12 protein-coding genes are annotated in these 12582 nt (G+C 67.4%); 7 read left to right on the top strand and 5 right to left on the bottom strand.

Features of this window, described 5'->3' with window-relative positions; genetic code table 11:
* Nucleotides 1-6: 6 nt before the first annotated feature.
* Nucleotides 7-921, bottom strand: a complete 915-nt coding sequence (locus ACYBYQ_RS09265) for a LysR family transcriptional regulator (RefSeq protein ID WP_459618457.1) — start codon at nt 919-921, stop codon at nt 7-9.
* A 112-nt stretch (nt 922-1033) separates the two neighbouring features.
* Here ACYBYQ_RS09265 and ACYBYQ_RS09260 point away from each other — a divergent pair, with 112 nt between their 5' ends.
* Nucleotides 1034-1807 (top strand): SDR family oxidoreductase, encoded by a 774-nt coding sequence (locus ACYBYQ_RS09260; RefSeq protein WP_459618456.1) that lies wholly within the window; start codon nt 1034-1036, stop codon nt 1805-1807.
* 48 nt (nt 1808-1855) lie between these two features.
* Here ACYBYQ_RS09260 and ppsA read toward each other — a convergent pair whose 3' ends face one another.
* Nucleotides 1856-4225, bottom strand: a complete 2370-nt coding sequence (gene ppsA, locus ACYBYQ_RS09255) for a phosphoenolpyruvate synthase (protein ID WP_459618455.1) — start codon at nt 4223-4225, stop codon at nt 1856-1858.
* A 158-nt stretch (nt 4226-4383) separates the two neighbouring features.
* On the opposite strand from ppsA, the gene ppsR reads away from it, so the two are divergent.
* Nucleotides 4384-5208, top strand: a complete 825-nt coding sequence (gene ppsR / locus ACYBYQ_RS09250; RefSeq protein WP_459618454.1) for a posphoenolpyruvate synthetase regulatory kinase/phosphorylase PpsR — start codon at nt 4384-4386, stop codon at nt 5206-5208.
* Between the two features lie 23 nt (nt 5209-5231).
* Here the strand turns inward: ppsR and ACYBYQ_RS09245 are convergent, their stop codons facing one another.
* The 3 genes from ACYBYQ_RS09245 to ACYBYQ_RS09235 form a co-directional block, all read right to left on the bottom strand.
* Nucleotides 5232-6230, bottom strand: a complete 999-nt coding sequence (locus ACYBYQ_RS09245) for a Bug family tripartite tricarboxylate transporter substrate binding protein (RefSeq protein WP_459618453.1) — start codon at nt 6228-6230, stop codon at nt 5232-5234.
* A gap of 62 nt (nt 6231-6292) precedes the next feature.
* Nucleotides 6293-7294, bottom strand: a complete 1002-nt coding sequence (locus ACYBYQ_RS09240) for a Bug family tripartite tricarboxylate transporter substrate binding protein (protein WP_459618452.1) — start codon at nt 7292-7294, stop codon at nt 6293-6295.
* A gap of 86 nt (nt 7295-7380) precedes the next feature.
* The gene (locus tag ACYBYQ_RS09235; RefSeq protein WP_459618451.1) at nt 7381-8712 is read right to left on the bottom strand and encodes an aromatic ring-hydroxylating dioxygenase subunit alpha; all 1332 of its coding nucleotides are present in this window, start codon (nt 8710-8712) and stop codon (nt 7381-7383) included.
* A gap of 188 nt (nt 8713-8900) precedes the next feature.
* On the opposite strand from ACYBYQ_RS09235, the gene ACYBYQ_RS09230 reads away from it, so the two are divergent.
* From ACYBYQ_RS09230 to ACYBYQ_RS09210, 5 genes are read left to right on the top strand one after another with little or no spacing between them, the layout of a single operon-like run.
* Complete coding sequence (locus ACYBYQ_RS09230) at nt 8901-9671, top strand: FadR/GntR family transcriptional regulator (protein ID WP_459618450.1); 771 nt, start codon at nt 8901-8903, stop codon at nt 9669-9671.
* Between the two features lie 54 nt (nt 9672-9725).
* A complete protein-coding gene (locus tag ACYBYQ_RS09225) occupies nt 9726-10931 on the top strand; it encodes an NAD(P)/FAD-dependent oxidoreductase (protein WP_459618449.1) in 1206 nt (401 codons plus the stop codon).
* A gap of 15 nt (nt 10932-10946) precedes the next feature.
* Nucleotides 10947-11273: a 2Fe-2S iron-sulfur cluster-binding protein gene (locus ACYBYQ_RS09220; protein ID WP_459618448.1), complete on the top strand. Its 327-nt coding sequence runs from the start codon at nt 10947-10949 to the stop codon at nt 11271-11273.
* Nucleotides 11274-11301: 28 nt separating this feature from the next.
* Complete coding sequence (locus tag ACYBYQ_RS09215) at nt 11302-11508, top strand: hypothetical protein (protein WP_459618447.1); 207 nt, start codon at nt 11302-11304, stop codon at nt 11506-11508.
* Between the two features lie 49 nt (nt 11509-11557).
* On the top strand, nt 11558-12541 hold the full coding sequence (locus ACYBYQ_RS09210; protein WP_459618446.1) for a 2-hydroxyacid dehydrogenase: 984 nt from the start codon (nt 11558-11560) through the stop codon (nt 12539-12541).
* The last annotated feature ends 41 nt before the right edge of the window (nt 12542-12582 follow it).

Here is a 12582-nt window from a genome sequence, read left to right as displayed (position 1 = left end):
CGGGCCCTAGCCCGGCGTGCAGCCGTCCAGGCACGGCGCCATGAGGTCCGCCAGCCAGCCGCTGAAGGCCTGCACGCGGCGCGCGAGGTGCCGCCGGTGCGGATACACGATCTGCACCGGCATCGCGGGGGCCGGCCAGTCGTGCAACACCTCGACCAGTTCGCCCGCCTGCAGGTGGTTGCGCACGTCGAACGCGGGAATCTGGATCAGTCCCGCCCCCGCCAGGCAGCAGGCGATATAGACCTCGGCGTTGTTGGCCGACACCCGTGCCCGCATGGCCAGGATCCGCGCCTGGCCGTTATCGTCCCATTGCCAGGGCGCGACCCGGCCGCTGCCCGACGACGCGTAATTCACCGCCAGGTGCCGCGGCAGATCGGCGGGGCTGCGCGGTACGCCGTTCCGCGCCAGGTAGCTCGGGCTGGCGCAGTTGATCAGCCGCAACATGCCCAGCGGCCGGACCACCAGGCTGCTGGACGACATCTCGCCCACGCGCAGGGCGCAGTCGATGCCTTCGTGCACGAGGTCGACGGCACGGTCGCTGGAGCCCAGGTCCAGTTCGATGTCCGGATGGCGCTCGAAAAAGGACGGCAAGGCCGGCGCCACCAGGCGCCGGGCGATGCGGCTGGGCAAGTCCACGCGCAGGCGGCCCTGCAAGGCCTGGGCGGGCGGACGGAATTGCTGCTCCAGGTCCTCGGCATCGGCGACCAGCGCGATGGCGCGCTCCAGCAGGGCTTCGCCATCCTGGGTCAGGCGCACACGCCGGGTGGTGCGATTGAACAGCCGGGTGCCCAGCCGGGTTTCCAGTTGCTGGATCGCCAGCGAGACCGTGGGCCGCGGCAGTCCCAGCTGGTGCGCGGCCAGGGTGAAGCCGCCGCTGTGTGCGACGCGGATGAAAATGCGGAACTGCTCTATCCGGTCCATGGCGCCTGATTGGTAATGGATCCTGGACAGTTTAGACAAGGATTACGGATTTATGCGCTGAATTACTTCTAATAGAGTCATAAACCCCTCCCCTCACATTGGAGTGTTACTCATGTCACCGCATAGCATCCAAGGCAAGGTCGCGCTGATCGCCGGCGGCGCGAAGAATCTCGGCGGCCTGATCGCACGCGACCTGGCCGCGCATGGCGCCAAGGCCATCGCCATCCACTACAACAGCGCCGCCAGTCAATCCGATGCGGAAGAAACCCTGGCGGCCATCCGGCAGGCCGGCGTCCAGGCCGTCGCGCTGCAGGCCGACCTGACGACGGCCGCAGCCATGGAGCAGTTCTTCGCCGATGCCGTGGCCGCCGTCGGCCGGCCCGATATCGCCATCAATACCGTGGGCAAGGTGCTGAAGAAGCCGATCGTGGAAATCAGTGAGGCCGAGTACGACGAGATGGCCGCGGTCAACAGCAAGTCGGCCTTTTTCTTTCTGAAAGAAGCCGGCAGGCACGTCAACGACAACGGCAAGATCTGCACCCTGGTGACCTCGCTGTTGGGCGCCTTCACGCCCTTCTACGCGGCCTACGCGGGCGCCAAGGCGCCGGTGGAGCACTACACCCGCGCGGCAGCCAAGGAATTCGGCGCGCGCGGCATCTCGGTGACTGCCGTAGGCCCCGGCCCGATGGATACGCCTTTTTTCTATCCGGCCGAAGGCGCCGACGCCGTGGCATACCACAAGACGGCCGCCGCGCTGTCGCCGTTCTCCAGGACCGGCCTGACCCACATCGAGGACGTGGTGCCTTTCATTCGCCACCTGGTCAGCGATGGCTGGTGGATCACCGGGCAGACCATCCTGATCAACGGCGGGTACACGACGAAGTAAACCGTGCGTGCGCCGGGGCCGTGCAGGCCCCGGCGCACGCACCGCGCCTTACTTGCCCGCCAGCTTCTGCCAGGTGTCGACGACGGTGTCGGGGTTGAGGGACATCGAGAGGATGCCTTCGTCTTTCAGCCACTGGGCGAAGTCGGGGTGGTCGCTGGGGCCCTGGCCGCAGATGCCGACGTACTTGCCTGCCTTCAGGCACGCCTGGATGGCCCGCTGCAGCATGAACTTGACGGCCTCGTCGCGTTCGTCGAAGTCGGCGGCGAGCAGTTCCATGCCGGAATCGCGGTCCAGGCCCAGGGTGAGCTGGGTCATGTCGTTCGAGCCGATCGAGAAGCCGTCGAAGTACTCCAGGAACTGCTCGGCCAGGATGGCGTTGGACGGAACTTCGCACATCATGATGAGGCGCAGGCCGTTCTCGCCGCGCTTCAGGCCGTGGGTGGCCAGGAGATCGACCACGCGTTCGGCCTGGCCCAGGGTGCGCACGAACGGCACCATGATCTCAACGTTGGTGAGGCCCATTTCGTCGCGCACTTTCCTGAGCGCCTCGCATTCCATGCGGAAGCACTCGGCGAAATCGTCGGCCACGTAGCGCGACGCGCCGCGGAAGCCCAGCATGGGGTTCTCTTCCTCGGGCTCGTAGCGCGAGCCGCCCACCAGCTTGCGGTATTCGTTGGACTTGAAGTCGGACAGGCGCACGATGACCGACTTGGGCCAGAATGCGGCGCCGATGGTGGCGATGCCTTCGGCCAGCTTCTCGACGAAGAAGGCGCGCGGGCTGGCATGGCCGCGGGCGGCCGATTCCACCGCCTTCTTGAGCTCGCCGTCCACGTTGGGATAGTCGAGCACGGCCTTGGGGTGGATGCCGATGTTGTTGTTGATGATGAATTCCAGGCGGGCCAGGCCCACGCCCTCGTTCGGGATCTGGGCGAAGTCGAACGCCAGCTGGGGGTTGCCCACGTTCATCATGATCTTGACGTCGATGGGCGGCATCTCGCCGCGGCGCACTTCCTCGACCTCGGTCTCGATCAGGCCGTCGTAGATGCGGCCCTCGTCGCCCTCGGCGCACGACACGGTGACCGACTGGCCCTCCTTGAGCACGCTGGTGGCCTCGCCGCAGCCCACCACGGCCGGGATGCCCAGCTCGCGGGCGATGATGGCCGCATGGCAGGTACGGCCGCCACGGTTGGTGACGATGGCCGAGGCGCGCTTCATCACCGGTTCCCAGTTGGGATCGGTCATGTCGGTGACCAGCACGTCGCCGGCCTGCACCTTGTCCATTTCGGACACGTCGGCCACGATGCGCACGGGGCCCGAGCCGATCTTCTGGCCGATCGCGCGGCCGGTGATCAGCACCTGGCCGGTGGCCTTGAGGCGGTAGCGCTGCTGCACGTCGGCGCCGGTCTGCTGCGACTTCACGGTTTCCGGGCGGGCCTGCAGGATGTAGATCTTGCCGTCCACGCCGTCGCGGCCCCATTCGATGTCCATGGGGCGGCCGTAGTGCTTCTCGATGATGACGGCATAGCGGGCCAGCTCGATCACCTCGTCGTCGGTGAGCGAATAGCGGTTGCGCTCGGACACCGGCACGTCCACCGTGCGCACGGCCGACTCGCCCGGCTTGCGCTCGGGGTTGAACTCCATCTTGATCAGCTTGGAGCCGATGCGGCGCGTGACGATGGGATAGTTGCCCTTCTCGAGCGCGGGCTTGAACACGTAGAACTCGTCCGGGTTCACGGCGCCCTGCACCACGGTCTCGCCCAGGCCGTACGAAGACGTGATGAAGACCACGTCCTTGAAGCCCGATTCGGTGTCGATGGTGAACATCACGCCGGCGCTGCCCTTGTCGGAGCGCACCATGCGCTGCACGCCGGCCGACAGGGCGACCTCGGCGTGGGCGTAGCCCTTGTGCACGCGATACGAGATGGCGCGGTCGTTGTACAGCGAGGCGAAGACGTGGCGGATCTTGTCGAGCACGTCGTCGATGCCGACGACGTTGAGGAAGGTTTCCTGCTGGCCGGCGAAGGAGGCGTCGGGCAGGTCTTCGGCGGTGGCGGAGGAGCGCACGGCGAACGAACCCTTGCCGTCGGCGTCGAGCTTGGCGAAGGCCTCGCGGATGGCCTGTTCGAACTCGGGCGAGAACGGGGCCTCGACGATCCACTGGCGGATCTCGGCGCCGGCCGCGGCCAGTTCGCGCACGTCTTCGGGATTCAGCGACGACAGCCGCTCGGCGATGCGCGCATCCAGGCCGGAAGCCTTGAGGAAATCGCGGAACGCCTGGGCGGTGGTGGCAAAGCCGCCCGGCACGCGCACGCCCGCGCCGGACAGCTGGCTGATCATTTCACCGAGTGATGCGTTCTTGCCTCCTACCGAGTCCACGTCCGCCATGCGGAGCTGCTCGAACGAAATGACATACGACATGGAAGTCACCTTTTACAATGGAAAGAAAGCGAGTTTGGTCAGGGCACGCAGCCTGCGCTGACCAAACTGGCCTTGGATCGCCCTTGGGGTGACTTATTGGGGGCTGATTGTACCCGGTAGGGTCCCTCCGCCTCTCAGCCCGCCTGGAATTTTTACACATGCCCGACACTTCGCCCCTACGCACTGTATATATTGTTTCAGACAGTACCGGCATCACGGCCGAGACCTTCAGCCACTCGGTGCTCGCGCAGTTCGAGCAGGTGCAGTTCCGCCCCGTGCGGGTGCCGTTCATCGACACCGTGGCCAAGGCCGAGGAAGTGGCGGCCCGGATCAACCGTAATGCCGAGGAAACCGGCATGCAGCCCATCATATTCAGCACGCTGGTCGACCCGGAAATCCAGGCCCGCGTACGCCAGGCCAACGGCATCTTCCTGGACCTCTTCGGCACCTTCGTCAGCCACATCGAACAGACGCTGGGCCTGAAGTCCAGCCATTCCATCGGGCGCTCGCACATGGCGGCCGATTCGGAACAGTACCGCAACCGCATCGACGCCATCAATTTCAGCCTGGCCCACGACGACGGCCAGTTCATCAACCAGCTGGACCAGGCCGACGTGATCCTGGTGGGCGTGTCGCGCTGCGGCAAGACCCCGACCAGCCTGTACCTGGCCATGCAGTACGCGGTGAAGGCCGCCAACTTCCCGCTCACGCCCGACGATTTCGAGCGCGGCACCCTGCCCAAGACCATCGTGCAGCACCGCCACAAGCTGTTCGGCCTGACGATCCAGCCCGAGCGCCTGGCCGAGGTGCGCAACGAACGCCGCCCCAACAGCGTCTATGCCAGGCTGGAACAGTGCCGCTACGAGGTGGCGGAGGCCGAGCGCATGATGCGCCGCGAAGGCATACCGTGGCTGTCGACCACCACCAAGTCCATCGAGGAAATCGCCACCACGGTGCTGCAGGAAGTGGGGCTGGAGCGCTGAGACGGCGCCCCCCGGGCGGCCCGTCAGGCCGAGCCGTACGGCATGACGACCCCGGCGTGGCGGGCCACCTCGCCCCAGCGCGCCAGTTCCGCCTGGTTGAAGGCCGTGAATTCGGCGGCATTGCGCAGCTTGGGCTCGAAGCCGGCGGCCACGAACTTGGCCCGGTATTCCGGCGTGTCGAAGCCCTTGATCAGCGTGTCGGACAGCAGCTGCACGACTTCCGGCGGCAGGCCCGTGGGGCCGTACAGGCCCAGCCAGCTGGTGACGTCGAAGTCCTGCATGCCCTGCTCCTGCATGGTGGGCACATCGGGCAGCTGCCGGGCGCGGTAGGCGCTGGTCACGGCCAGCGCCTTGAGCCGGCCGGACTGGATGATGGGAAGGCTGGGCGGCAGGTTCATGAAGAGCAGGTCCAGGTCGCCCATGGCGGCGCCGGCCAGTGCGTCGCTGGCCGCCTTGTAGGGCACGTGCTGCACTTTCAACCCGGTGCGCAGGCCGAAGAGCTCGCTGGTGAGATGCGACGAGCTGCCCACTCCGTTGCTGCCATAGAGCAGCGGCTTGCCGCTCTTTTTCTGGTGCTCGATGAAGGCCTGCAGCGAGTCGGCCGGATGCGAGCCGCTCACCACCAGCACATTGAGGAATTCGGCGGCCTGCATGATGGGCATGATGCGCTTGGGTATGTCGAGCGGCATGCCGGTGCGGGTTACCGCCGGGATCACGTTGTGGCCCAGGCCGCCGAGCTGCAGCACATGGCCGTCGGGGGCTGCCGCCGCCACGGCCTGCATGCAGATGACGCCGCCCGCCCCGGCGCGGTTCTCCACCACCACGCTCTGCTTGAGGGTATCCTGCAGGACCTGCGCCGCCATCCGGGCCGCCAGGTCGGTGGCGCTGCCCGGCGTGGAGCCCACCATCATGGTGATCTGCCGCGAGGGATAGGCGCCGGCGGCGCGGGCCGGCTGCAATGCGGGCATGGCGATGGCGCCGGCCCCGGCGCCCAGCAGCTTCAATACGGTACGGCGTTTCATTGTTTTCCCCTGAAGTGAGACCGCCTTTCGGCGGAAACCGGCGATATCGGCCCGCCGGCTGGTCAGCCCCGCCCGAAATCCAGCGAAATGCCCGCGCGGCGGGCGATCTCGCTCCACAGCGCGAATTCCTTGCGGTTCAATTCGGCAAACTGGGCGGCGTTGCCGGGCCGGGGCTCGAAGCCCGCCGCCTCGAGCCGCGCCCGGTTCTCCGGCGTGGCCAGGCCCTGGGCAATGACGTCGCCCAGTTCCCGGACCAGGGCCGGGTCCATGCCCGCCGGGCCATACGCGCCCAGCCAGCTCGTCACGCTGAAGTCCTGCACGCCCTGCTCCTGCATGGTGGGCACGTCGGGCAGGCGCCTGGTGCGATAAGGGCTGGTCACGGCCAGGGCGCGCACCTTGCCGGCCTGCATCATGGGCAGGACGCTGGGCAGGTTGTTGAAACAGAAGTCCAGGTTGCCGTTGACGAGGTCCACCATGATCTCGTTGCTGCCCTTGTAGGGCACGTGCATGAACTTCAGGCCCTGGGTCTGGGCGAAGAATTCGCTGGTGAGGTGCACCGACGTGCCGATGCCGTTGGAGCCATAGGAATACGCCTCCGCGGGCGCCGCCTTGGCCGCCTTCACCAGGGCCTGCACGGAATCATGGGGGGCATCCTGGCGCACCACCAGCACGTTGACGAACTCGGCTGCCTGCGCGATGGGCGCGAAGGCCCGCACCACGTCGAGCGGCATGCCCTTGGTGACCGCGGGCGGGATCACATTGCTGCCCAGGCCGCCCGTGACCAGGGTGTAGCCGTCGGGCGGCGTGGCGGCAACCGCCTGCAGCCCGATCATCCCGTTGGCGCCGGGCCGGTTCTCCACCACCACGCTCTGGCCGTATCGGGCTGCCAGCACTTCGCCCATCATGCGCCCGGCGATGTCGGTGACGCCGCCCGGCGGATACGGCACCACCATCTTGATGGGCCGCAGCCCATACGCCGCACGCTGCGCATGCGACACGCCCGGCAGGCTCCAGGACAGCGCGGCGACCGCCCCCAGCGATTTCAATACGGTACGTCGTTCCATGTTTTCCCCGGCTCGATGTGCTTATCGTGAGCGCCGGCCCGCATGCCGATGCGGGCCGGCGCCGTTTCTTGTGACGGCCGCGGCGCTCAGTACGTGGGCGTGAGCGCCTGCCAATCCAGGCCGGCCATGAACTGCGCCCAGCGCCGGTAGTAGGCCCGGGCGTTCTCTTCGGTGAATTCGTTGCTCACGACGGCCCCGCGCAGCTCGGGCACCGGCTGCGCATGCCCCAGCCCCATCTGGTAGTTGTAGAACATGCCCTGCGCCACGGCGCCCGTGCTGGCCTCGGTGGCGCAGGTCCAGTTCTCCATGTCGTCGGATTCGGTCATGCCGCCCGGGCCGGAGTAGCGCAGGAAATAATGGCGCGATGCCTCCTTGACCTCTTCCGGGGCGTCGGCGTCGACCAGGTACATGCGCCACATCTCCATCTCGGTGGCGCTGACGGGGTGATACACCGTGATCGTGCGCGGCTGCCAGCCGTGGAACGACATGTTCGGGAATATCGTGCCCACGCGGTGCTTGACGCGCATGCTGTCGCCCAGGTTCTGCACGCGCTTTTCATGGACTTCCCGGTAGTACCGCTCGATCTCGGGGTACTGCTGGTACATGGGCGAGTATTCCGGCTCGGCGAAGTGCGGCAGGTTGCCCAGCAGGCCATGGCCGAGGTCCTTGAACGCGATGGCCACGCGCCCCTTCATGGCATCGCGCCGGCCCTTGCCGCCGCTGGGCCCGATGCCCACGATGTCCACCGAACGGTGGCTGATGTCGTGGTAGAGATCGCCGATGAAGTTCTCGGCCGGCATTTTCCAATTGCAGGGCACGCGCCATTTCTGCACCCCGCCGATGACCTCCGAGCCGCCCGGGCGGCCATCGCGATGGTCGAGCGCGGAGTCGAGGTAGTACTTCATGTCGCCCAGGTAATCGAGGAACGGCACGGCGTTTTCGTCCCAGGTAGCCCAGATGGTGCCCTTGTAGTTGCAGACCTGGGCCACCGACTTCAGGCCCCACTGCTTCTTGTCGAGCTCCGATTTGTAGTGCGTGGCGTACCCCGGCACGCCGACCAGTTCGCCGGGGCGCTCGACCAGGTTGCCGTCGGTGGAGAAGCTCCAGCCGTGGTACGGACAGGTGAAGGTGCGGTTGTTGCCGTGGTCGTAGCGGCACAGCTTCATGCCGCGGTGCGTGCAGCTGTTGAGCAGCACCTGGATCTGGCCTTGCCTGTCGCGCGTGAGGATCACCGAGTCGGTGCCCATGCGCGACAGGAAGTAGTCGTCCGGGTTGGGCACCAGGCTCTCGTGCCCCACGAACAGCCATGCACGCGAGAAGATCCGCTTGATCTCCGCCTGGAAGATCTCCTCGTCGGCAAACAGCGCGCGGCTCACCAGCCCTTCGTCGGCACGCACCAGTTCGTCTATCGGCTTCATGCATTCCCCCTACGTTGCGGCGATGGGCAGGCCACGCGCGCCATCCTGGATAATCATATTTATTAATCCTACGACCTGATCAATCTTGAAACAAGAGACCATATCGTAGGTAGATACCCTGATTTAATGCATGTTGGCGCCGTTTCCTATTTATCGTATAAACACATAAACCGAATGGAAACCCAGCCATGGCCCTGCTCAAGAGACAACGCGACCTCGCCGCGCGCCCGGAGCCCAACCTCACCGATCGCGTTGCCGAGATGCTGGTGCGCGAGATCACCAGCGGCCAGTACAAGCCCGGGGAGATCCTGCCGCCCGAGCAGGTCATCGCCGAGCGGCTCGGCGTCTCGCGCACCGTATTGCGCGAGGCGGTCTCGCGCCTCAAGGCAGACGGCCTGGTGGCCAGCAAGCAGGGCCGCGGGCTCACCATCACCGCCACCGAACGGCCCTTCGTGCTGCGCATGCAGGGCGCCTCCCACGACGACATCGAGCAGATCCTGCGCATCGTGGAACTGCGCCGCGGCTTCGAGATCGAGGCCGCATCGCTGGCCGCCATGCGGCGCACGCCGAACGACCTCGCCGCCATGCGGGCGGCGCTCCATGGCATGGCCCAGGCCATCGAATCCGACGACATCGTGGCCGGCGTGGAGGCCGACCTGTACTTCCACCGCGCCATCGCCGAAGCCACGCACAACAGCTACTACACCGATTTCTTCAATTTCCTCAGCGGCCTGCTCGACCGCAACCTGCGCGTATCGCGCACCCGCTCGGCGCGCGCCCGGCGCGGCACCAGCGCCCAGCGCGAGCACGAAACGCTGTACCAGGCCATCGCCGACGGCAACGCCGAACTCGCGCGCAGCCATGCGCGCGCGCACATCGAGAACACCGAGGCGCGCCTGCGCATCCACAACCAGCTGCTTTCCCAGGCGGAGTCGACCGAACCCGACACCATTTCCTAGCGCGCCGCCCGACGGCCACGCCAAGACGCCTAGAACAAGTCCAGGGGGAATCCTATGCATACGCTGCTGCGCGACACGGAGCAGACCGACGTGCTCATCATCGGCGCCAGCCACGCCGGCGTGGAATGCGCCACGGCGCTGCGCGCCGCCGGCCATGCCGGCCGCGTGCTGCTGCTCGACGGCGAAGCGCACACGCCCTACCAGCGTCCGCCGCTCTCGAAGGCCATGCTGGCCGGCGCCACCGACGCCGAGCGCCTGGCGCTGCTCTCCGCCGACGCCTGTGCCCGGCAGCAGATCGAATACGCCGGCGGACACGAGGTGCAGCATCTCGACGCGGCCGCGCGCATCGTTCGCACGCAGGCGGGCACGCAGATACGGTTCGAGCGCTGCGTCATCGCCACCGGCGCTCGGGCCAGGACGCTGCCCGGGCTGCAGGGACCCGACGTGTTCCTCATCCGCAACCTCGCGGATGCGCTGGCCCTGCGCGAACGCCTTGCGCAGGCCCCCAGGCTGCTGGTGGTGGGCGGCGGCTACCTGGGCCTGGAGGCGGCCTCCACCGCCGCCAAGCTGGGCGCGCACGTAACGGTGATCGAGCAGTCCGCCAGCCTGATGGCGGGCAAGGTCTCGCCGGAATCGTCGGCCCGCCTGGAGGCGCTGCATGCCCAGGCCGGGATCCGGATCCTGCGCAGCACGGCCGTGGCCGGCTGGGAGCACGCCGGCGGCCAGTGGCATGTCCGGCTGGCCGACGGCGGCAGCATGACGGCCGATGCGCTGCTCGTGAGCGTGGGCGCCGTGCCCAACGTGGAACTGGCCGAGCAGGCCGGCCTGCGCTGCGCCAACGGCATCCAGGTCGACGCCGCCTGTCGCAGCTCCGCCCCGGGCATCTATGCCATCGGCGACTGCGCCAGCCGCGCCCGGCCCGAATCCGGGCAATGGTGCCGGATCGAAAGCGTGCAGAACGCGCTGGAACAGGCGCGCATCGCCGCCGCCGACATCGCCGGCGCACAGCTGCCTGCGCCGCGCGTGCCCACCTTCTGGTCGGAACAGCAGGGGCGCAGGCTGCAGATGGCTGGCCTGCTCGATCCCGCCCTGCCCGTGGACGACGTCGCCACCGACACCGCCAAGGGCTGGCTGGTGGAGCGCTACCAGGCCGGCCGGCTGGCCGTGGTCGAGTCCGTGGACAGCCCCGTGGAATTCATGCGCGCCACCAAGCGTATCGGCGCGCCGCGCGATGTACCCAGTGAAAGTCTTGCAACCTGAAGGAGCGGTACCGACATGCCCCAAGTGATTTTCGAGCTTCCCGACGGCACCGAACAGAGCCTCGACGTTCCGGTCGGCTGGTCGCTCATGGAAGCGGCGCGCCGCGACGGCATAGAAGGCATCGTCGCCGAATGCGGCGGCGGCGCCATCTGCGGCACCTGCCACGTGCAGGTAGAGCCGGAATGCTACGCCCGCCTGCCCGCCCCCGACTTCACCGAGGCCGCGCTGCTGGAGATCGTCCCGCAATCGTGCGAGACGAGCCGGCTGTCCTGCCAGGTCATCGTCACCGAAGAGCTGGCCGGCATGCGCGTGCGCATCCCCGACGAGCAGCTGAGCATGTAGTCCGCGCCACATACCAAGGAGCCACCCCATGTCCGACTTCAAGACCGTGAACCTGACCTCCCTGACGCCGGGCATGCGCATCCGCACCGCCGACGGCGCCATTGCCGAGATCGTCGAAAACCCCCAGGACGGCACCTGGCTGATCTGCCGCTATATCGAACACCCCGCCTCGCCCGAACTCGTCGATGGCAAGGAACAACCGATCTTCGCCACCGACATCGAAAGCGTCGTCTGACGCATACCGCGATTCCCGTTCCGGATTTTTCTTCAAAGGAGTTTCATTCATGTCCAAGCCCCTAGTCGTCGTCTCCGCACCGCTGCCCGAGGATCTGCGCGCGCTGGTCGCGGCCGATTGCGAGATCGTCGACGTGCCGACAGGCCAGCCCATCGTGGACGCCATCGGCGCCGAGCGGGCAAGCCAGGTGCAAGGCATCCTGTGCACCGTGCGCACCCGGATCGACGAAGCCCTGCTGTCGGCCATGCCGGCGGTGCGGGTCGTGTCGAACTTCGCCGTGGGCTTCGACAACGTCGACGTGCCCGCCGCCACCGCGCACCGCGTCCTGGTGTGCAACACGCCCAAGGTGCTCGACGGCGCCGTGGCCGACCTCACCATCGGCCTGATCCTGTGCGTGGCGCGCAACCTGGTGGCCGGCGACGCGTTCGTGCGCAGCGGCGCCTGGACCAAGGGCGCCTTCCCGCTGGCCCGCGACATCCGCGGCAAGACGCTCGGCCTGCTGGGCATGGGCCGCATCGGCCAGGTGGTGGCGCGCACGGCGCAGGCCTTCGACATGAACGTCATCTACCACAACCGCAACCGTGACCAGGCGGCGGAGTCCGAAGGGCTGGCGCAATACCGCGAGCGCGACCAGCTGTTCGCCGAATCCGACTTCCTCAGCGTGCACATCCCGCTCAGCGCGGAAACCCGCCACGGCATCGGCGCGCGCGAGTTCGGCCTGATGAAGCCCACGGCCTATCTCATCAACACGGCGCGCGGCGCGGTGATCGACGAGGCCGCCCTGGTCGAGGCGCTGAAGTCGGGCCAGATTGCCGGCGCGGGCCTGGACGTGATGGAAACCGAACCCCTGCCGCCGTCCAGCCCGCTGTGCGCCCTGCCCAACGTGGTGCTGCAGGCCCACATCGGCAGCGCCACGGTCGAGACCCGCCGGGCCATGATAGACCTGGCGGCCCGCAACATGATGGACGCCCTTTCGGGCAGGCAGCCCGTGGCCATGGTGAACCCCGATGTCTGGGGCAGCCGGCAGGCCTGAACCCGGGCGCCATCCATTCAACCCTTACCCCGGGTGACCCC

It is taken from the genome of Bordetella sp. 2513F2 (assembly GCF_054642735.1).
Note: the sequence above shows the minus strand (reverse complement) of the source record. Positions and strands in the feature narration are given on the sequence as shown.